This is a genomic window from Microbacterium sp. Root61 (genome assembly GCF_001427525.1).
Classification (GTDB): Bacteria; Actinomycetota; Actinomycetes; order Actinomycetales; family Microbacteriaceae; genus Microbacterium.
Map to the genome: position 1 here is coordinate 1275265 of NZ_LMGU01000001.1, position 21830 is coordinate 1297094.

Annotated in this window: 15 protein-coding genes; 7 read left to right on the forward strand and 8 right to left on the reverse strand. The window is 61.8% G+C overall.

Features of this window, described 5'->3' with window-relative positions:
- The first annotated feature begins 432 nt into the window (after window positions 1–432).
- Window positions 433–2190, forward strand: coding sequence for an AAA family ATPase (locus ASD65_RS18715; RefSeq protein ID WP_082561596.1), 1758 nt, complete (start codon window positions 433–435; stop codon window positions 2188–2190).
- Window positions 2187–3110: a hypothetical protein gene (locus ASD65_RS18945; protein WP_156378795.1), complete on the forward strand. Its 924-nt coding sequence runs from the start codon at window positions 2187–2189 to the stop codon at window positions 3108–3110. Before ASD65_RS18715 ends, ASD65_RS18945 begins: the two co-directional genes overlap by 4 nt.
- Window positions 3111–3434: 324 nt before the next feature.
- Here ASD65_RS18945 and ASD65_RS06245 read toward each other — a convergent pair whose 3' ends face one another.
- Window positions 3435–6185, reverse strand: a complete 2751-nt coding sequence (locus ASD65_RS06245; RefSeq protein WP_056219950.1) for an AAA family ATPase — start codon at window positions 6183–6185, stop codon at window positions 3435–3437.
- Between the two features lie 456 nt (window positions 6186–6641).
- On the opposite strand from ASD65_RS06245, the gene ASD65_RS06250 reads away from it, so the two are divergent.
- Window positions 6642–7211, forward strand: coding sequence for a hypothetical protein (locus tag ASD65_RS06250; RefSeq protein WP_056219953.1), 570 nt, complete (start codon window positions 6642–6644; stop codon window positions 7209–7211).
- Window positions 7212–7348: 137 nt separating this feature from the next.
- Here ASD65_RS06250 and ASD65_RS06255 read toward each other — a convergent pair whose 3' ends face one another.
- Window positions 7349–9523 (reverse strand): restriction endonuclease, encoded by a 2175-nt coding sequence (locus ASD65_RS06255; protein WP_235566615.1) that lies wholly within the window; start codon window positions 9521–9523, stop codon window positions 7349–7351.
- Window positions 9524–10193: 670 nt separating this feature from the next.
- Here ASD65_RS06255 and ASD65_RS06260 point away from each other — a divergent pair.
- Both ASD65_RS06260 and ASD65_RS06265 read left to right on the forward strand, forming a co-directional pair.
- On the forward strand, window positions 10194–11078 hold the full coding sequence (locus ASD65_RS06260) for an HNH endonuclease (protein WP_162248468.1): 885 nt from the start codon (window positions 10194–10196) through the stop codon (window positions 11076–11078).
- 75 nt (window positions 11079–11153) lie between these two features.
- Window positions 11154–11795, forward strand: a complete 642-nt coding sequence (locus ASD65_RS06265; RefSeq protein WP_056219962.1) for a hypothetical protein — start codon at window positions 11154–11156, stop codon at window positions 11793–11795.
- A 575-nt stretch (window positions 11796–12370) separates the two neighbouring features.
- On the opposite strand, the gene ASD65_RS06275 is transcribed toward ASD65_RS06265, so the two are convergent.
- Window positions 12371–12589 (reverse strand): hypothetical protein, encoded by a 219-nt coding sequence (locus tag ASD65_RS06275; protein WP_056219969.1) that lies wholly within the window; start codon window positions 12587–12589, stop codon window positions 12371–12373.
- 901 nt (window positions 12590–13490) lie between these two features.
- Window positions 13491–14069, reverse strand: coding sequence for a hypothetical protein (locus ASD65_RS06280; protein ID WP_056219972.1), 579 nt, complete (start codon window positions 14067–14069; stop codon window positions 13491–13493).
- Window positions 14070–14411: 342 nt separating this feature from the next.
- On the opposite strand from ASD65_RS06280, the gene ASD65_RS18950 reads away from it, so the two are divergent.
- Complete coding sequence (locus ASD65_RS18950; RefSeq protein WP_156378796.1) at window positions 14412–15818, forward strand: hypothetical protein; 1407 nt, start codon at window positions 14412–14414, stop codon at window positions 15816–15818.
- A gap of 234 nt (window positions 15819–16052) precedes the next feature.
- Here the strand turns inward: ASD65_RS18950 and ASD65_RS06290 are convergent, their stop codons facing one another.
- The 4 genes from ASD65_RS06290 to ASD65_RS06305 all read right to left on the reverse strand — a co-directional run bounded on the left by ASD65_RS06290 (window position 16053) and on the right by ASD65_RS06305 (window position 20787).
- A complete protein-coding gene (locus tag ASD65_RS06290) occupies window positions 16053–17834 on the reverse strand; it encodes a DUF2075 domain-containing protein (RefSeq protein ID WP_056219978.1) in 1782 nt (593 codons plus the stop codon).
- Window positions 17821–18105 carry a nucleotide pyrophosphohydrolase gene (locus tag ASD65_RS06295; protein WP_056219980.1) on the reverse strand — a complete coding sequence of 95 codons (285 nt, stop codon included), beginning with the start codon at window positions 18103–18105 and terminating at the stop codon, window positions 17821–17823. The genes ASD65_RS06290 and ASD65_RS06295 overlap by 14 nt, the downstream gene beginning before the upstream one ends.
- A gap of 187 nt (window positions 18106–18292) precedes the next feature.
- The gene (locus ASD65_RS06300; protein ID WP_235566616.1) at window positions 18293–19558 is read right to left on the reverse strand and encodes a DUF4041 domain-containing protein; all 1266 of its coding nucleotides are present in this window, start codon (window positions 19556–19558) and stop codon (window positions 18293–18295) included.
- Window positions 19559–19635: 77 nt separating this feature from the next.
- Window positions 19636–20787, reverse strand: a complete 1152-nt coding sequence (locus ASD65_RS06305) for a hypothetical protein (protein WP_235566617.1) — start codon at window positions 20785–20787, stop codon at window positions 19636–19638.
- 229 nt (window positions 20788–21016) lie between these two features.
- On the opposite strand from ASD65_RS06305, the gene ASD65_RS06310 reads away from it, so the two are divergent.
- The gene (locus ASD65_RS06310; RefSeq protein WP_056219988.1) at window positions 21017–21664 is read left to right on the forward strand and encodes an HIRAN domain-containing protein; all 648 of its coding nucleotides are present in this window, start codon (window positions 21017–21019) and stop codon (window positions 21662–21664) included.
- The last annotated feature ends 166 nt before the right edge of the window (window positions 21665–21830 follow it).

The following is a 21830-nucleotide window of genomic DNA, read 5'->3' on the forward strand; positions in this document are numbered from 1 at the left end:
GCATCCTGCGTCGTCAACTCCGACGTACCGCACTGCATCGACTCGGCGAGCGGCGGAATCCGTCCGTGCGACCACGATCGCGACGTTGTGCGCCCGCCCGCGAGTGAGGCCGACGTAGAGTCCTGCGGCGTCTACATCCGGCCCAACCACCGGCGCATCGGCGGTGTCGCCTTGCACGCCATGCACCGTCGACGTGTAGGCGAGCTGCAAGTGCTCCCGCGCGCACTCGGCAGACACTCGCCGCAAACTCGCCGCTGTCGCCAACCGACACAAGGTCGACGAACTCCGCACGGACGCCGCGCACGATCCACTGCGCGCGATTCTCGACGCCGCCGGTCAGCCGAATGGCGGCGCGCGCTATCAGACTGTCTCCGGACATGCAGCGTCCAATCGCTAGTGTTTGCTTAGGTCATTGGCGATGGATGGGGCAAGATGCGCTGGAGTATCAGAGACTTCAAGGGGTTACGACGCGCCGAACTGAATCTTGAGCCGGGTACGCTCACGATCCTGGCGGGAGTGAATAGCAGCGGCAAATCTTCGATTGTCCAATCGCTCCTGATGAGCGCGCAAAGCTTGTATCACGAGGGCGCGGTCGTACTAAACGGGCCTTTGGTCCGCCTGGGCGAGGCCGGAGACCTGGTTCGAACGGACTCCTCGAGTGAGACGATCGGGTTGTCAATTGACTATCGCCTAAGCGACTACCAGCACCCGGACGACGAAAGCCGATCGCTTCGAGCGGAGATCCATCTTGTTCCTAGCGCGGACGGTGCATCGCTAGTCGTTCAACGCCTCGTCGCTTCAGATCTTGCAGGCGCGGGAGTGACTGTGCCTCTCGTGCTGGATCATGAATGGGCGCGATCACAGGACAGCTCGGATGCACTCGACTCTGTACCGGGGGGACTCACCGATGCAGTTCACGCAAAGTCGCTCTTCGCCTCGGACGCAAGAGTCCTTCGTAGCTACGTCCTGTTCAGCGGCATCCTCCCCCAGTACCTCGTCCAGCTTCGTCGGCCAAACGAGATTGCGCTGGCATATCGGCGCGCAATCCAGCCGCTACTCGACCAGATGGTCCGTGGAGTTGCACCGAGTCGTATACTCCTCGATGCTGTAACCGAACTCGATTTCTACACGCTGTTTCGTGAGTTCTCGCGGCTCCTAACAGAGTCGATGAGGGCGGCGAACATGATCGACCCTCGCCTCCGTGGAATTCAATTCGATCGGTCGTGGACGCCCAACAGATTTCGCGACGCTTGGATTTCGCTCGACGAGCAGTCCCGCGTGCTCGCGATCTCCTTCGCCAGCGAGCAGCGAGCAGCCAATCCACAGGTGGTCGTACCTCTTGTCGATCGAGTACGGCGCGCCTCGGTACGTCCGCGTGGACTGCTCGAAGCCCTTCTTGAAGACACTCTCGGCCCCACTTTGTCTGTACTACGAGGACTCTCCCGTGAGTTCATCGATTTGGCGGACCGAGTGCAGTACCTCGGCCCTCTTAGAGACGAGCCACGAGTGGTTTGGAATCAGTGGAACGAGCTAACACGTGGTCTCCCGGTCGGAACCAGGGGCGAGTATAGCGCCGCAGTGTTGGCTCGATCTCGCGAGAACGTCGTGCGCTATACCGACCCGACGGGTGAAGTACGCCAAGCGCGTCTTGATGTAGCGGTGGATGACTGGCTCCGGTTCCTGGACATCGGGGAGAGCATCACAACGAGCAACCATGGCAAGCTGGGTGTTGGGTTGGAAGTCACCCTGTCGGGTCAAAAGCGTGATCTCACAGCTGTCGGTGTCGGTGTGAGTCAAGCCCTGCCGCTCGTCGTGGGAATGCTATCGGCACCACACTCATCGTTGTTCATCGTCGAACAACCTGAGCTTCACCTGCATCCGGCCGTTCAAGCTCGCCTCGCCGACTTCCTCGCGAATGCCAGACGTGACATTACTGTTGTCGTTGAGACCCATAGCGAGGCGCTCATTACGCGCGTGAGGCGCCGTGTCGCCGAGGGGGCAATCGACAAGGGTCAAGTACAAGTCGTTTTTGTTGAGCCCTCAGAGGGGGGCACCGAAACGCGGGAACTCTCCTTCAACGAGTTTGGTGATCTGTCCGAGTGGCCAACAGGATTCTTAGCCTCGCCAGACGATGACACCTCTGCGATTCTTGAGGCCAACGTCAAGCGCTTGAGCGGCAAGCCGCAATGACGAATGAGGTGCTGTCAATTCTCGACCCCGAACTCGTGATTCCCTCTGAACACAGTATTTCAAGTCTGGAGTTCTGGAGACGCCTCGATGCTTGGACGGCTCGTCGAGACCAGTACATCGGATTGCAAACCCTCGTCGCGCTCGGGGAGCTTCTGGGAAGCATGCCGCCTGTGAACGGGCTGCCGAAATACGACCTTTACCGAATCACGGGTCGTATTGTTTCGCGCCCGGCACCGGCCTCCGACCCTGCGCGGGCTATCTGCGAGCGTCACTTTGGGGCGGGGTACAGCCCCTTCTGGGGTGACCCGGGGAATGTCGCGCGCCTGGCCACGGATATTGGTTCGACCGACGCCAAGGCAGAACTGGCTCTCGCCACCGACTTGCGTGCGTGGCCGGGCGAGTCCTCGGATCCGACGTGCAGCGCGTGCGCGACGGCGCCCAGTCAACTTCTTGGAACGCCTGGTGATGATCCTTCGCTCTCATGGCGTGCCTGGCTGAGCCGTCAGCCTTGGGGCTTGCCCGAGATGGAAGTTCATGCAGAAGATCTCTTTCCCCGTGTCCGCTTTGCGGCAGGCGCATGGACCCGTGCTAAGGATGCCCTGCCTCATTCCACGAGTCCCGCGGTTCTTCTCCATCACCTCGCTGTCCTAAACGACCACGCTCCGCGAATCTGGAGAGATCACGTGGACACACGGATGCGCGAACAACAACTCGGATCACTCGGAGTAGCGGCTTCGCTAGACAGCCCTTCGACCCATAAGAACAAGGCCGCTATGGATGAACGCAAGTTCGTGGTCGACGGAACGACCGTCACCTGCGAGTGGCACACGAAAATCACGCCAACCGAAGGCCGCGTGCACTTCACTGTTCAAAATGATCAAGTCCTAGTTGGAACGATCACCGATCATCTGATGACTTAACGCAAGAATCGTTAAAGGCATCAGGCCCTATAGATTCCTTTCTAACCATTCTTCGATTTCGGACCGAACCGGGTTGCCCGCAAATACCCTTGCCAGTTCTGCAATTGTTCGTTTATGGCTGAGGCCCTTGCGACGGTCGTCGAGGTTGTTGTGAAAGACGGGGCCCACGAAGACCGGCGGACGCCCGTCGCGCCCAGCCTCATGGGCGAGGTTCGACGTCTCGATAGACGACGTCGCACATGAAAACGACGTCGTTGAGCCCGCTCCCGCTTCATACCCGGCGTATACCGGCGAGCGAGCAAGCAGACATCCCCGAGCGGGCGATTAGAGCGAGAGTCCGCCGCGCGAAGGCGACGAGCTCGGTGTGGTCCAAGGTGAGGAAGCCCGGAGCTCTCGCTCTCGCGCTGCCCGCCGCAACTCTGCCTCCGCCGCGCGCATCGCGTCCTGGATCGTCAGCTCGGTCGTCCCGCGCATCATCGTCGCGCCAATGTTGCTGATCGCATCCGGGTCGGTCCGAGCGATCGTCACGGCGATGTTCTGGTGCCGCCCACGGGTCAGGCCGACGTACAGACCGGCCGCGTCGACATCAGGCCCGACCACAGCGGCATCCGTCGTCTCACCTTGGATGCCGTGCACCGTCGACGCGTACGCAAGCTGCAGATGGTCGAGCGCGTAGTCGCGACTCACGCGACGGAGCTCACCACTGTCGCTGACCGAAGTGAGGACGATGCTGTCATCCCACACGTCGTGCACCACCCATTGCGCGCGGTTCTCGACACCGGTGCGCGGATCGTTGCGGCGCGTCTGCACGCTGTCGCCGACCAGGATGCGCTGCTCCCCCATCCCCAGCACGAGCGTCGTGGGGTCCAGCTCGCCGTCATCCACGCGTCGTTGCTGGATGGCATCGTTGATCGCGTCCGCCTCTTCATTGGCACCGGTGACCAGCGCCACTCGCTTCCCGCGCGCGTGCCACTCGAAGTAGGCCGCAACCATCGCGTCGCGCGCTTCCTCCGTGCTCGCCACCCGGTGGACGTGCCCACGTTCGAGCAACTCCCCCGCGACGCTCAGCGCATCGTCACGGTCGCGGGGGTCGCGCAGGCGCAGGGTGAGCGCCGCGTATTCGGGATCGCTGAACCGGTGCACGGTGTCGAGTTCAACGGATGCTGTCGCGTAGCGGACTGCGGTTGCCATCGCTCCCGCGTGCCCCACCGGCAGAGCCTGATGCGGATCCCCCACCATCGCCACCCCGACGCCGTGCTCGAGGGCGAGATCCACAAGAGCGGCCGCGGTCTGGAGGTCGACCATGCCGGCCTCGTCCACGACGATCCGATCGCCGCGCCGGAGCACGAACTTGACAGGCCCGTCGTAGACGATCCTGGTCGTCGGGTCCGCATCGCCGCGGGTCAGCCGCGTCCGCATCTGGGCTCCGGCGGGGTCCGTGTCCCAGCGATAGCCGTGGTCGGCGAGCAGAGCGTGCAGGCTCGACGCCGCTGCACCGACCTCACGGGAGGCGACCGATGCAGCCTTCCGGGTCGGCGCGACCACCAGCATCCGCCGCCGTTGTCGTGCCAGTCCCGCGTGCGCGAGGCGCAGCATCGTGGTCTTTCCCGCGCCGGCCGGCCCGGTGACGGCCACGAGCCCACCCGTGCCGGCGATCGCACCCGCTGCCGCGAGCTGCGAAGCGTCCAAGATGTCGATGTTTTCCACGAATGCTGCGGCACGACGCAACTCGGCCGGCAGCAGTGAGCGCCCAGGCGAGGCGAGAGCGTCGAGGCGCGCGGCGAGGCGGATCTTCAGGCGCATCGTCTCCGTCGCCATGAACGCCTTCACGTGGCCGGGGATGCCATCGTCCCCCACGAGGCGCATGCACTTGCGATGCGCTCGGTCGGTGATCTCGTCGATCGTTACGGTCAGCGCGCCGCGTGGCGCAACCACTCCGCTGCGCGAGAGGGCGCGGATGGCGCCGGCGCGGAGATCGAACGAGCTGAACCGGCCACCGCAGCGGGTGGACCGCGCGTCGGCATCGACGACCGCGGCATCCGACAACAGATCCAGGTCGAGCGCCTCCGTCGATGCCGCAACGAGCGAGACCGGAGTCCGCTCGCGGATCAGTGCCGGATCGATACCTTCCAGCTCTTCGCGGACAGTCGCCTCCCAGGATTGCTCGTCGAGGTGGGCCGGCTTGTTCGGGCGCGCCATCGCCCATGCTCGGCGGTCGATCTGCGTCAGGGCCCGGATGCTGGGGCTCGCACCATGGTGCTCCGCCGCCCACTCCGCAACCAGCTTCGTTCGGTTCTCCTCGATCTGCGTCGACCGACGCGAGAAGGGCCGCACCGCTCCCGCGAGCTGGGCCACCTGCCCGTCGTCGTCGAGCGTGAATCCGTGGCGCGCGAGGACGGTGATCCACTGTGGGTCGGTGCGGGCAGCGAGCTCGCCTTCGGCGTTGATGACCGTGTGCAGCTTCATTGCGACCCGCGAGTCGAGGTTCGACCACTTGCCATCGGCGCCGAGCACTTTGACGTTGAGCCATAGGTGGCGGTGGGCGTGAGGGTCGAGCGCCCGGGAGCGACGATGCTGCAGCTCGACGACCTCGATGCGGGTGATGTCTTCGCGGATGCTGCCGCCATGCCCGCGACGCGCGTTGAGCTCGGTCTGCCATGTGAGCAGCACTCGATCGCGCAGGCGGTCCTGCAGCGCCTCGAACTCGGCGGCGAGCTCGGGGTGCAGGAGCGCCGCGATGCTGTACGACTTCGGATGGTTGATCGTCCCGTCGAGCACGAGGTCGGCGTCGGGGCTCAGCCGTTGCGGGCCGCGCTCCTCCCCCGTCACCGGGTCATGCCCCGTCAGCCATACCCGAACCGCACCCGCGGACAGTTCATCGACAGTGATCGTGCCGTCCGTCACCACGAAGCGCGAGACCCCGGCATCAGCGATGGAGCTGTACGTCTCGAGCGCCTCGGCGCCCGTCGACCGGTGAAGGTGGGCGTCGCACGTTCCCTTGAGCGCGTAGTCGATTGCGTTGTCGACTCCCCGGGAATCGACGCCCCTCTTCCACCGTTCAAGGCCACCTCTCATGTCGCCAAGATACGACCGTTTTTGCCAGTTATCCAGGACTTTTTAGTGGATGCAGGCACGTGTAGGAGGATGGATATTTAGGGTGCCGATCAGACACCCGCCCGGTCGGGTGCCTGCGTGCATTGCTCTTGTTCTTGTTTCGCTGATCGTCTGCGTTCGGGTTGTTGACTATGTCAGAAAGTCGACCGTAGCGATCTCATTCGACGGACTGCCGCATCGCTTGTTCGAGCCTAGGCTTGGGCGCTTCGGCGAGGTACCGGCAGACAGCATCATGAAACTCGATGCGTGTCGGAGGGAAGCGGTGAGGCGTCGGCGTGAACGGGGCGCTCGAGATCACGGTCGTCGCGGCAACGTGGACTGTTGAGCGACGGCAGCGCGCCCGCTCTCCACGCAAGCTGTGGCTCAACAATCCCCTGAGTCCTGGTGTTGCTATCGACGCCCTGTCAAACTCGTGCCATGACGGAACACTCAGTCTCTGGCAGGGTCGAGATCACCAGCGAACTAAGCGCAACCGTCTCAGTAACCCATACCGGCGGATGGCAATGGGAGAGCCACTGGCTCCTGCTCACTAAGTATCTGGCCCGTCTTCACGAGATCTACGGCGGCGCAACGATCGAGTCCAATACGGACCAATGGGCAATCGTAAACAGCTTCATGATCGACGCATACCATCTCGCGGAGGCCTTCTCGCATCAACCTGGTCTTGCCGCAAACGTAGACGCCACAATGGCCGGGAGCCGGGACCTCCAGTTGTGTCGCGACTACGCGAATACGTGGAAACACTTTCGTCGAGACAAGAATGTTCGCATCGCGTACATCTGGGAGGACGGCGACTCACCCACCGGCGGCCGCTATGTAACTATTGGCTACCGCCTCCGAGATGATCCGCAGTCCGCGCAAATCCTAATCGACGCCTTGAAATTGGCACGGGCGGCTTGGGAAGCGTGGCGAACCTTCATGTCGGCTAACGACCTAGCCGAGCCATCGGGTGTCACGCAGCCCTTCCTTGACATTCTGGACGAATGAGGCACGGTAACTGCTCACTGTAGATCCAGTCACACAGCGCGTCCGCGCCCGCTGAGCCACCGCTATCCGGTCGCCGCGCCCGTGCTACCGGATTATCCCCCTCTGTCGCGCGAAGCCGAGCAAAGCAGCGCGCGCCGCTAGGTTGTGCTGGGCGTCATTCCTCGCTCGAGGGCAACCGCGAGCGCGCGGAGCCTATTCGCAGCTGGCCGGATGTCACCAATCTGATAGGTCTCGTGCTTCGAGTCCTCATTCGCGTCGACGATCCTCACTATGTCCATGTCCAGGGTGACTAGCAGCCCGAACGTTGAAATCAACTCCTCGATGCTCGGAGCCAGTTCAGAGCGTCGTTCAATGAGTGAAACGTCTCGAGGCGAGACGGCTTCCTCGTTCTCCCCTTCATCTCTGAGCCGAGACACGACCAGGGACACCATGTCAATCTGCCGCTGGCGGGAGTCGATCAAGTGTGCCACTCGTGACAGCCCATCGGGAGTTTCGAAGAGCGCGCCAACGTCTGCAGGGCGGAGCCCAAGAGATTCGGCCGCAGTCACGATCTCACCCAACTCGGTTGCCGTCACAAGTGCCCAGCTCTTCTTCGCAGCCATCTCCTTGATGGTGTCACCCGAAAACGACGGCGCAACGATGGCGACGAAGTCAGCCGCGTGTTTGTCCTTGTGAGCGGTGATCGCGACATCGCTGACGTTGGTGTGCGCGATTTGCCCCGATGAAGTGGACTTCGCGTCCACGATCGCCGTTCGAAGCTGACGGTCGTGGTCATACCACTGAACCAATACGTCAGTGTCGCCGGATCCGCTAATGCGCTGAGCTCTGAACCCCAGGAGTTTGAACGCGCTTTCGATGCTCGTTTCAAACGCGACGCCCGAGCCCTTGCCATCGGCGCCTGGATCGCTGGCCGTCCGTACAAGTTGCTCAGCGATTTGCCCTGACCGACGTTCACTTTCCCCAGACGGCGATGGTCGCAAGCGTCCGTCAGGGGTTGAAGACTGGTCGGGTTCCGTCTCGCTGGTGTCGGGAACGTCCGCGAGCGGAAGCTGTGCGACAAGTCGTCGCCCGGCGGGGGTAGCTTGCACTGCCGACCAGGACGTGTCGATGAGCAGACCAGCATCGACCATGAACGCGATCAGCCACCGAATCTTCTCCTTGTTCATGCCGTATCGCGCGCCTTCCCGATACACCTCGCCTCGTGCGACATTCTCGCGAGCCGCGCGGATCAGCTCACCGATGAAACGCATGTGGACGTGGAGAATTCGGATGAAGTCAATGTCAGCGCCTGACCGCAGCCACGCCTTCGCCGCAGGTGTCGCCACGAACACGCCGCGGCGTACTTCCTGCAAGAAGCCTCCGGCTCGCATGAAGGGCATCATTGACTCAACGCTGCTCCGCTTCAACCCGAATCTGTCGGCGATGAACGTCAGGAGCTCTTCCTTCTCGATCGGCTCTGCTGCGGCCGAGATCGATATCCGCATGTTCTCGATCTTGTTTGGATCAGAAGCCGGACTCGGGACCCAGATGTTGTATGTGTTCCTGGAGTCCTGGGCTGCGGCGCTCCCGGCTAATTCCTCAAGCAGCACTGCGATCTCTGCGGGCGCGTCGGGCAGATTCACCTCTTCGCCTGCGTCTTCCAGCACGACGGCTGCCGGCGTGACCAAGACCCACGTCTGAAGGATCTCGTGTCCTGCCTGCGTCGCGGTCAGCTTCCTGTCCCCAAGCCACTCAATGAGCCCGAGAACTTCGAGCCAGGTCAGCCGCTGCCGGGTGTTGCTTGATGTCGCCCAACTGAGGTTGTACTCACCTACGAGCTCAGCGTTGACCTCGTCGACAGTGAGTGGTCGATCGTCCACCAGAGCGAGTGCCTCCGCGAGCAGCCGAACTCGACCGGCCATCATAGTCGCGAGGCGAGATGGTGACTTGTCTGCGCGGAATTTCTCGCCTTCCGCTGTGAGGGCGAGAACTCCGCGCCGATTCTCAACGAGACCCATCCCCCGCAGCGCGTAGGAGTACTGCCGCCACGTCAGCGTCATCTCAGCGCCCTGAATGGTTGGCTGAGCGCTCAGTTCAACCGCACCATCAGAAGACATCGCCTCAAGCAGGGCGACCGTGCGGGGGAACATCTCATCCTTCCCACACTGCAGGTTGGGTGGCGAGGCCGCCTGCGTGAGCCATAGGGTCCGCTGCTGGCCCAGGGTCAGTTGGGGAGCCATTGCTCCAATCGAGTCAGACCCAGGCACTTCGCTCACGACGATCATTCCCATCTCCCACACCTCATACCAGAGTCTACTGATAACCTCGGACACGACTGAGCATGAGTGTGCGACACCATCGCCGACCGATGTTAGCGCCAGACGACGCAAAGACACCCAATCGCACGGCTTCGGGCCTGCACGCCCCGTTCCCGCCCCACGAACTGCCCGATTGCAGAGGCCCCGCGCAAGCCCGGCTACGGCTCAACCGCTTCCGCGAATACGCTCTCACTCCGGGTCCGCGGCTCAACGGCCAAGTCCGCGTCACGAACCGACCGCGCATAGGCCGTTTCGATGCCCACGCCGCCCGGCTGTTGCGTGAGGCGATCTAGCAGAACATTGGTCTCGCAACGCGTCCGGACTACGTGCGTTAGACCCGCTTCAATCGCATGATCCGGGACTACTCACTCTCAGAGGAGTTCTAACGACGACTCAACGAACGCATCGCCCACAGTTTGCAGCGGTTCTGGGATCTGGCAGCGGTGACAGGCGTTCAGGGTGTGCTTGGGAATCGCGGGGAGGGTTGGGGGCCATGACTTCAAGTTGATCGAACGCCAGATCGCCGGGGAATGAGTGGATACTTGCCAAGGCATCAGACCAAGAGGCCCGCGTTGTCCGGCGGTTTTTCATTAAGCGATCCGGGTTGATGATTGCCGGACGTTCGAGCCCTTCTGACCCCTCGTCTGCAATGCAATGTCGACAGCCGTCGATACGCTCGTCTTCGATGGAAGACGACCAGGCGGGGAATCACGCAAGTGGCGTGATCGAGAGTGTTTTCGGGAAGGCGGACGGCCGCGGCGTCCCCGAGCTCAGCCGCGCCACGTTTCGAATGCAAGACGGGTCTGTGATGGAAGCGCGGATGCCGCGCCCGGGCGGTGATGAGACCACCTGCCGCGCCACACCTGTCACGTTCGAGTTCATGGACCTCGGGACCTGCCCGATCTGCCTCACGGCGAGCCCGTCGAGCCGCGAGCATGTACCGCCGCACTCAATCGGCGGAAACGTTCTGACACTGACCTGTGAGCGCTGCAACAACGAGTTCGGATCGAAGTTCGAGCCACATCTTCAGGGATGGTACGAGAACTCCATCGGCAAGGTGAAGCTGTCAGGCGCCGAAGTGCATGGACGCCGTTTCGCCGGCGAGTACCTGGTTCGTGAGAACGCGGCGGGAGGCTTCATCCTCTTCCAGCAGGGAAGCGCAGACGCGGCAGTGGATCAGATCCTCCAGAATGGAGGATCGTTTGAGATGACCTACCCTCAGGCAGATACCACGAGGACCCACATCGCAGCCGTGAAGACTGCGTACCTCGCTGCATGTGTCACGATGCGGGTCGTGCCGAACTCGCCACGCGCAGAGGCGCTGAGGGCGGAACTGCTGGCCGCACGAGATGCGCCGCGATCGCAGCGGCTGACCCTCAGCCCATTGATGAAGTCGATCCGCGTCGCTCGATCGGCGGCCGAGCCCGCTCCAAGCGAAATCGTGCTGATGTTCGAGCAGGGCACCGATCAGACCAGTCCACGATTTGTTCTCAGCTTCAACCGCGTCTTCGCTGTCGACTGGCCGCTTGAGCCGATCACGGGATTTCACGTTCTTGAACGGCCCGCCTAGCGGGGGGCAACGCCGCACCGCCAGCTGGTTCGAGCGCCTATGTAGACCAGTAGCACAGTAGAGAGGAAGCCCCTGATGGAGGAGCCGAACAGGTTCCAGATCATCCTGTCGGAGACTCGACGGACGGACCTCGTCGAATCAGAGCGGCAACGGGCCGAGATCGAGCGCTTCATCGGTCGTTACATGGTGGATTGGGGATACGTCGAGTTCTTCATGAGCATTAGCATCGACGCGTGGGTCACCCCTAGAAGCATCGGCAACCTCCAACGTGCGATGCTGACGCAGCCCACCAGCAGCAAGATCAACTTTATCCGGGGGCTGCTACCGGAAACCTGGGTTTCGGGCGCCGCGCTAATTCGGCACCTCGAGGACGGTAACCAGTACCGCAACTCCCTGGCGCACTCGAATCTGGCGATGGGCGGGTTCGACGGAGAGCGGCGGCGCGGATGGCATCTGTGGAACGTGCGAGGGCGCGATATCAGACTGGACCTGCCCGAGGAAGAGCGCAACGATCGCCTCGCCAGGGTCAGCGTTCTCCGGGAGGCAGTTCGCCTCCTCATGCATGACGAGATCCGTTCGGCGTCCGGCGACCTGGACCTGATCTCCCTATCGTCCTTGATCGTTCAGCAGCCAGGGACGTGGCACACCTGGGAGGAGTGGGGGCATTTCACGCGAGTGGCCTGCGAGATGTTCCCAGATAGCAGCAACCGCAAGTAGAGGGTGGACGCGCCCGGTAGGCCAGGATGGACATCTGTCCGATGCGCGCTTGAGGTCCCCTCGAGTGCTTCAGAGTATGCCTCGGGCATGAGCCGAGTCCACTGGCCCCGTGTCGACGCGTCAATTCGACGTCGCCTTGCCACTGTGTTCTGGGCGCGCAAGAATTCGTACCCGACCGCAGGACAGGCTGCGAGGGCGGCGTTCAACTCCTTCGCTGCCTTCCTGATCGACTCGCCGCCGTCCGCGTCCGCGTCCGTCGCCGATGAAATGCCATGCGTTGGTGTCGAGAAGGACGACTGGTTGCGACACGACCTCAGCTACTCGGGGAGCGAAGGGCCGTGGGGCTCGCTTCCCTACGGCCCCTTCCATGCCTTGCCCTGATGTGGCTCTCTTGCGGGCGCTCGAGATGGAGCCCTAACCAGGCCTCGCGCGATTTGGCCCGCGGTCACATGCAGTCAGCATCTCGTGAGCAGAACCAAGCAGATTGGTACGTTTGCCACATGCGCGCGCAACAGGAGGCTCTTGGCCTAATCGAAACGATTGAGTCCTGGTGGGGTGAGCCTCTGGGTTCCGAGCTAGTCGATCGAGTAGCGTCGGCGCCGTTCGAACATCTTGAGCGCTTTCACTACGAGGAAGCTGACCTCCAGCGCCTGTACGAGCCTCGGAATCTCCCTCCACTGCTTGCCGGTGCCGTTCGACCCATCTGGGGTGAGACCCTCGAGCCAGCGGAGACCAACTACCGGACTGCCGCCAAGCTTCTCCTCTTCGTCGACACGGTCGTTGAAGATTCTCATCGGTTGGAACCCTTCCAAGTCATTGGCATGGAAGGTGCGAGAGAGAGCGAGGAATTCGTTCGACGTAGCATTCGGCGCGATCTCGAGTGGTTGGTCGGGACGCGCCCACTAATCGAAGACGGCTCCATTCTGTTCACGGCGAAATATCGTGGGTTGGCCGAATTTAGCGTGTGGGACCAAATCGCTGGCAAAGGGCCAGAACGGCCCTCCGCTGCGTGGCAGATGAGCGGCAACGTTGTTGCCGCTCTCGAAGGGACAGCAACCCCGATTGCGCAGAGCCGAGCGCACGAGGAGGGATACCGGGAACTGCTCACAGGGCACCAAACTGCGGACGGTCGTGTATCTGAACTGAATACGCTGGCGCGGATTCCCCTTCCGGGCTTCACGCACGCAACCTTGCAATCTCTTGTGGCGCTCCGTGCATCCGCGAGCGAGTTCCAAGAGTGGCGCTCACATCTTCGGGCAGCGCTCGCGTCCGTAAGCGAGCTCCCAGACTCAGAGTCGGCAGCCAGTGACGCTGCTTCGATCGTCCTCGATGAACTGAGCCACAGCACGCAGACCCTCACCCGTGCCGTCAAGACGTCGCCGGCACTGACAGCAGTCCGGAGCGCAGGGATTGGATTCGGGATCACAACAATCGGAGCGGCCGCCTCAGCGAGTGTCGCTGTCGCGCTAAACCCTCAAGATCCGAGTCTCCTCGCCGGAGCGGTAGTCGGCGCCGTGCCGGGCGCCGTCGAGGCGCTCCGTGAGGTCGGACACGCGTATGTCGAAGCAGCGCACGCACGCCGGGTTGGAAGAGCAGTGTGGGGCATCCTTGGCTCGTTTGGTCGCGACCTGCCTGGCAAGTGAACAGCCACCTCACCGCGGCACTTGTCCCCCCGAACAGCTCGGAGGCGGATCCTCATTCAACGTTGGAGAAGTCCACTACCAAGCCGCTTGACCCTGTGCCATCCAGGACGAAGCCGTGCGGGCGGTGCGGCGCAACTCGTCGCCACACGCCAGCCGTGACGGCAGTGAAAGCGCCCAGATCAACCAGCATCTCGAGGTACAGATCCTCTATCAATGCTGAGAGTTCGTCGAGACGGATCGCCGTTCGATTGAGGTCGTCGACGCTGACGGACCGAATTCGAAACTCGCCGTTCTTCCGCAAACGGTTCTTCACCTCTAGGTTTGAATCCGCGTCGAACTGCCAAAGCCCATGAACGTAGGTGTTTCGCTCACGCATGAGATTCGCGGCCTCTTCTATGAGGGGCTTCAGAGCAGCCCGATCCTCGCTCTCTGGGAGGCGGAGCGCGAGGATTTCAGTGAGCATCCTGGTCTTCCGCTCAAACGGAAGGCCCTTCGCCACTGTGATCCCAACCTGGCTGTCGTGAGTGATCGCGTCCGACAGAAACAGTTCGATCACGGCGTCTAGTCGAGCGGCGGCTACAGCGACTCGACCCAGAGCGGCGTACTCGTTCTCACGCAAGATATCTGCCATTGCCTTCTTGACCCGACTCGTTGAATGTGTCTCGTGTGCCGAGCGTAGCCTTGGTGCCCGACTTCCAAGGCCACTTGCGACTTGCCCCGTCCGCTGTCTGATGGACCGGGCACGATGCGTTGCTCAACCTCAGCGGGGACTCGACACAGGATTGGCGACAGGTGTCTCCATAGACGGACCTGCATGACGTCGTCATTCGCGAGGGTGAGGCGACCTAAGGATTGGTCCTTGGCTTGCGGAATCTGTCGTGACTCCCGCACGGATGAAAAGCGGTCCAGCGACACGACGCCCTGTTGAGCGGCGACGAAGCCGTAGTCTCGCCCCATGGAAACTCGCGCGAGCATGACCGCTGATGGCATCCCCTGGCCCTCCGGATGGCCCACGACGACCTACCTGCTGGGTGCTGGCTTTTCCCGCGCGATCTCAGGCTCGATGCCACTACTCAACGAACTTGGTCGTCGGGTGCACGAGGCGGATCCCGTCCTCAAAGAGCGTGTCGCGCGCCACGAGATCGAGGATTTCGAAACCTGGATGTCGCTAGTCGCAACTGCGGAGCCCTATCGAAACCGCGCCGAAAACTACGAGTCACTCGGCCTCTACTCGCGGGCAGTGCGGCAAGTCGGACGAGTGCTTCAGGATGAGGTCAGCATAGCTACGAGGGGCGATCTACCGAATTGGCTCCGGCGTCTGGTTCAGATCTGGCACGCAACCAAAGCGCCGGTTGCAACCTTCAACTACGACACTCTCACCGAGATCGCCGCAAGAAGAGGGACCCTGTACGACCCCAGCGAGAGGCTGGTCTTGCCCTGGCCCACAGTGATCAACTTCGCGCCGGGCGGAAATGACAAGTCGATTGGAGAGGACAGTCGCAACATTGCCTGGTCATCCTTTAGGTTGCTGAAGCTGCACGGTTCAGTCAATTGGTTCTGGGTGCCGGAAGACTCAAGCGGCGCGACCCTCGAAAGGACTCCTCTCTTTGAAGGGGCGGTCGAGGAGGAGCGGAGCTTTGATACGTCACGATGGCTACCGGGTCGAGAACCCTACATCGTGCCTCCCGTCGCGACCAAGTCCGTCTTCTACGGTGGACCTTTGACTTCGCACTTGTGGCAACTGGCTAGCACCGCCCTAGCGGACAGTGAAGAACTTGTCATAATGGGCTACTCCATGCCAGTAACCGACCTGACAACGCTGGGGTTGCTGCGAGAGTCCCTTCGAAGCAAGCAGACCCTCAAGGTCACGGTGTGCGACCCGAACCCAGGTCCCGTCGTCGAGCGATTGACAGGCCTACTGTCGCCCGATATTGAACTCGAGGTGACCACATTCGACGGTCCCGATGCAGTGAGCAACTTCGTCGAAGAGAGATGGAGAACCGTCCGCAGTGATGTCGTAACAAGGCTCCGCTCGCGGCTCCTCGATGCAGGTGACACGCCAGTATCGGTCAACGGCGACCGGCAGGAAGTCCGTCAAGTGAGTTCTTTCACCCGCTCGAACGACTCGCTGATACTGCATGCTTCGAACAGCTTCCATACCGCGATGTGGCGCGAGGATTCGGATCTCAACCCCGACGAGAACATAGGCCCGTCCTACTTCGTGAGTGCATCGGCGGTGGCGGCCGCGATGGACGGTTGTGTCGAAGTGGAGGTCAAGGATCGTACGGGACGGGCGGATGTGTGGGGAGGTCGGGAATCCACCTTGGGCGTCCGGCGATGGTTCGATCTGTATGCAAACCTTCCTCATCAGCAGAGCTGATCAGCCAGCCTCTTATGGTCCCCTCCGAGCGGGATGACAGACCGGGCTAACGCCACCCCCAGTCGCCCCCTCCGTTTTGCTATCGCGTGTGCTTCGCGTCAGTCAACGTGAAGCGGCGGTGCCCAAGCTCAACGACTCCGCGCCAATCAAGACTTAGGCGCGCGGAGCAACAACGGTTTCGCAGTCGGGGTGGGGAAATTGCGCGGCGTTTGCTGGGTCTGCCGCTGGGACCGTCTATTTGCGTAGGAAGTCGCCTCGCGCCGATCCGTCATTGCCATCACCACCGATCACACCTGCGATGTACTCCCGAAGAGCAGGGTCACACACGTACACGTAAGTCCCGCGCATCCCGCGGGTCAGTAGCACCCCATAGATGTTGCGGATGAACTCGAGCAGGTCGTCGTCGGAGTAGGCGATGCCGCGTTGCTTGTTGTTCTCTTTGCCCTTCGCATCGCGATAGGAGCCGCGGTCGATGAAGAGCCGTCGCGAGTGCGGATCGTACCGGAGGTCGTTGCCGATGATGACGCCGGCGTAGTTGAGGTCGTAACCCTGGACGGTGTGAATTGAGCCCACCTCATGGATGGATCCCGGACTATTGATCCAGTCCTTCGCTTGGCTATTCCAGCGCAGGCTCACGCCATCCAGTTCGATATCAAACGCTCCCTTGTCGCGATTGCTTTTCCACTCCCATGCATAGCCTGCGATGAGGCGCGCGAGGCCATGCTCGGTGTTGCGATCGACAATCGCACGCTGCATTGAAGCAAGGTTGTCGAAGAATCTCAGGTCATAGTCGCCGAAGTCAGGTCGCACGGTCGCGCCGGACTCCCCCCGTAGGACGTCTCGAACGAACTGTACGTAGTCGGCGCCCGCGCGCACGCGCATCTGGGTGGACAGCGGATACCGGCGATGCGTCAATCTGGCCTCCTCAACGAGCGATCGGAGGACATTCTGGGGCAAGTCAGCCGGGCGCACGGTCTGTTCGGCGTCGAGCAGATAGATTTGGTGCCGACTCTGGGCGCGGATCCAGTCCAGCTGCGTCTTCGACGGGTCGTCGGCGCCGAAGAACTTTTCGTTGATGGTGATGAACCGCTTGTTGTTTACACCCGAAGACTGGTTCGCCCGCTGGTTCAGGCGATGAGTCTCGTCCACGATCAGGAGGTCCCATGGCTGATCAGATGACCCAACGTCGAAGGGCGTCAGGATCTGCCGCTCCGTGACCTTGGGCGTCTTCTTGAACACGCGCTTGATCGACTCGCGGAGAGACTGCTGAGGTACAACGAACCCGATCCGAAGGCCCGCAAGCAGCGCGCGATTCTCGGGGACGAAGAAATCGGCGAACATTGAGTCTGGCTCGACTTCATCTGCATCACTATGGTCGCGGATATCCGCGAGTAGCTTCATCAGGAAGATCGCGATGATGGTCTTGCCCGTCCCAGGCTGCCCCTCGATGACGCTTGCGGACGACGCTCCAGTCTCGAGGTCGGCGAGGAGTCCTTCCACAATGTCCTCGACGGCGATTGCTTGCTCCGGCGTGAGCACTTTGAATGGCGACAGTTTGAAGAGGTCACTGTTCTCGATCTCAGGGATGCTGCGTTGAAACACTCCCTCTGATCGCAGCTTCTCGAAGATGTCGCGAAAACTCTCCCTGTATCGGTCGCGCTCGTAGTACCGAGCATCGATGATGCCCTCGTTGCCGTTCATCACGGTGAACTGGCCGTCGCCTGCGAGCCAGCGGATGAGATGAGATTCCAGATCGAGACACGCCGATTTGTTGAAGGTGTCGTCGATGACAACGCGCACGCTCCGGAAAACGCTCTTGGCGGGGTTCGCGAGATGCTGGCGCATTCGCGCAGCGGCGTTGACCGTCTCACCGACGTAGACGGAGCCAGCCCCAGACGGGGTGGCACCATCGAGCACATAGACGACCGGCCAGTTCCTGAGGCGCTCGTTGCCGGCAGCCCAACCCGAGATCGCGCCCGACGTGAGGTTCAGTCGCTCGATCTCAAAGGGCGTCATACTTTGTGCTCCGACCTTTCGCTTTCTCGGCGGGGTACTTCGCTCGGGTGGACTCCAGCTTCGCTGTCACGATGGCATCGAGATCGACACCAAGTCGGTCTGCCAACAGAATGCAGTATGTGACCACATCGGCCAGCTCTTCTTTGACGCGAGCATCATCGGCATCGGGGTCCCACTGGAAGCACTCGAGAAGCTCCCCTGCCTCGATAGCGATGCTCTTTGCAAGGTTCTCAGCCGTGTGGAACTGACCCCAGTCGCGCTCGTCACGCATCGAGAGGACTGCTTTCCGTGTTTGATCACTGACCACGTTGCGAAGCTATCAGCTCGGGCGTAGCACTCAGCGAACGACCGAAGTGCGACGTCGGCGCTTGCCATGATCCACTGCACCACGGCCCGGTTTCCATTCCACAGGGCTGTGTCCTTCGAACGATTGGGTCTTTCGAACCAAGACGGCGGCATCAACCTCTAAGCCCGACGTCCCTTACTGGCCATGCACCAACGGACTGGCGATACTCAATGGCGTCAGCACTTTCGGTGAACTCCAGCATGCTGCCAACTTTCTCGACCAGCACCTCACGAACCTGAGCAGGAGTCGCGAAGAAGAACTCCTTGCGCGAGTTTGCCTGATTCACCGCCCGCGAGGCGAAGTGACGGTGCAGCTCGGCCTCCAAAGTCACCGCATCTTCCGAGAAGTACAACGTGTGGGTATCGAATCGGAACGGCACTGAGGCACCGCCAAGCTCGTAGATGCGCTCTCGAGGTTCGAGTCGTCGCGTAAGCCCGATCTTCACAACGTCTCTCCCGAATGCGCCCTCGTTTGAGATCACATATACGTACCCAGCTCGAATGTTCGCGGCACGGAAGTCGTTCTGCGCGATCGCGTCGTCGACTTCGGCGAGTCTGGCGGCGAGTGCCGGGTCCAGCTCACCTCTCTCGTCGAGTGCGGCGAGCATATTGACAAGGTGGGCCCGTTCCTTATCCAGACGCGCTCGCTCGTCCGCGAGCTCCTTGGCGACGCGCTGCTCCTCACGCAGTCGCGCGCGCTCGTCGCGGGCAACTTCGCGCTCTTCTTGCTTCTTCATCAGCCAATCTGCTGTGAGCTCAAGCTCCTCGAATCGAAGATCGTGGAACTCATCACTGATTCGCATCTCCATCATCGAACCAAGCTTCGCGATCGCGCTGCGCGAAGCATCGAGTCGCCGCTTCGCCGTAACGACGTTGCCCGCGCGCAGCGACCGAAGTGCATTGTCCGCTTCTGAGTTGTAAGCGCGGAGCATCAGCTTTGCGAGGTCGTCCGTCATCCGCCGACCCTGCGCGAGCGAGTTGTTGAACGTGAACATCTCCGACTTGACGATTGCCCGCCCCGCCTTCACTACTTCGGCTATCCGAGTCTCGATCGAGGCGAGACGATCTTGATAGGCAGCCGCCGACTCGAGCGGGTGGTGATATCGGTAGATACCTACGTCTTGGAGGACGCGAGCATCGCTGAGTTCGACATAGTCCGGCGAGGCCACCTCAGCGAGTTGCGCTCGTAGGGCGCTGTTCTCGCGCCTCAAGAAGTCCAGCTCGGCGGAAGAAGCGATCGCCGGCTCAACGACCTCGGGGGGTTGGACCGGCACCGCAGACAGGACTTCCTCCGCCGGAGACGCCGTCTCGGCGGCGCCGTCGGGCGCGAGCCACAATACCCAGCCAATGGGCGGCTCAGGCCACGCCGGATCGGGCACCCATCCAGCCGGCGGAACCCAGCCTGTGGGCGGCTGCGGCCATCCTGGAGGCGGATTAAAGCTTGGTCCCCCAGCCACTATGCCCGCCTCACTCCACCTGTAGCTGCCGGCACAAGTCCCTGTGGGTTCTTCGACACGGCCGCGCCGAGATGCTCCAGTGTCATACCTGGAACGACGCCAGAGAGGTCGATCTCCTCAAATCGTTCGCGCGCAGTCGCGACTGCAACGAACGGAACGTAGGTCGGCCTTCCAGTGGCGGGGTTCGTGGTCTCTGTTCCGAGTTCTAGCGATATTCCTTTGAAGAGGCCGCGCCGATCTGCTTCGAACACCTCGTGCAGCGTGCGGAGAGCGACGTTGTGGACGATTCCGGCATAGCGGTCCTTCGTGTCCTTCTGCGTCCCTGCGGCCGGGGCAATCTCGTCAGTCGCCTTCACATACTTGTAGTGCTTGATGGACGGCACAGACTCGGGTCCTGGGATGAGGACCCGAATCGCGAGCTCAGCCGTCGTGGGGTCGAACACCGCTGTGTGTGACACCGGGAACCACTCGGGATATACAGAGTTGGCGAGAACGATCCCCACATACTCCTGAACGGCATCGACCGTGCCGTAGCCCAAACCAGCAATCAACTGGTCGAGCGCTTCATTCTGGTCTGCTGCTTCTTTCTCCCGGAGCGCGCATTCGGCCTCATACTTCTCAGTCTCGAGCGCGAGCTGCTCCAGACGACGTTGCTCCACCTCGGCATGCTTTTGAAGTTGTTCTGCCCTTCGAGCGGGCAAAGCCTCCACCGCTGCCTGCCACTCGTAGTAGTCCGTTGCGTACTGTTGCTCAACCGCCGCTAGCGCTTCAGCTTCCTTCTTCTTCTTCCCGAAGAGGCTCTTTACCTCCTCCGGAGCCCTCTTCACTGGGAGCGGCGGGTCAGCGATGGGCGTTGGGTTGGGGAAAGGCCGCCGGAGATCCGGCCTGGCGAACGCGGGATGCACGACGACAGCGCGCAGGCTCTCAAGGTCGACGAAATCGTCCACATCAAGGGTCGCCTGAAGCAGAGAGTCCAGCGTTTCGTACTTGGTGCGCAAATCCGCGTTCAGGTCTTCGACCTCCGCTAGCTGGGCGGCGACGTGCGCGTCCGCAGCGGCTTTCTCAAGCCGCTTGCGGTCCGCCTCAGAAGCTCGTTCGGCAGCGAGCTGTGCTCGCTCCGCGGTGCGCTGAGCCTGTTCAGCACGCCGCACCCCGGTCGCCTGCTGGCGCAGCGCAGCCTGTTGGCGCTGGTCTGCCAGCCTCGATTGATGCTGGATTTCAGCGAAAAAACCACGACGACGTGCCACTAGTCCTCCAACGCTCGACTTTTGGTCAGTCTAGGAGGCGGAGCGACCTGTTCATCGGCGCCCGTCGACGCCACGAGTACTCGGGAAGTCCAGCCCTGGTCGGGAATTGGACTATTGACGCAATACTGAGCGCATGGATGCACGTCTCGAATCGTTCCCATTCCAGGACGGCATGTTCGCGCCTCTCGGCGAGAACGCCTACGCGCCCGTCGTCCCTACGCAGGCGATGGGGTTCACTGATGACACTGAATGGGAAGTGGTCGGCGAGTCTCGCTATCTCGACGAGATCAAGCGAATCAAGAATCTGATGGACACCGACGTCGAGGAGGGAACACTCATGGCGCTACTTGTCGCGGAACCAGGCAATCCCTTCGATCGTCACGCTGTGCGAGTCGACCTCGTGTGGGAGTACCAGCGCGAGACCTGCGGCTATTTGCCCCGCGAACAGGCCTATCGGATTCAGCCTCTAGTGCGTCAAGCTAACGAAGACGGACTCCTGGTCTTCTTGAATGCCACCATGTACGGCGGCACTGTTGAAAAGCCAAACATTGGGGTATGGCTCTCCGCGGTCACAACGACCCCCAACGCGCGCGACTATTTTGAGGTGCGCCAGGAACGGGAGGCGGAGCGCGAGGAGCGCGCAATGCTCGGAGCGCAGGAAGACGCTCTGACAGCTGAGTACCGGCGTTCGTTGGGAAAGCCAGCGACTGCGGATCCCGTCGAGCAAGTCGCCGACGTTGAGCCCAAAAAGAAGTCACTCTGGAAGCGGTTCGGCTTCTAGGCACTCGCGCTCGGAAGAGTCACTTCAAGCGGTGCTCCGGCACCAAGCCATCTAGCGATCGGGCGCGGCGCGCACTGCCCACTCAGCAGCGATATCGGAGAATGGCGGATGCGTAGCGCGCTGACGTTCGGCCCGCCTCGTCATGAGGACATAATCGACGTGCTGG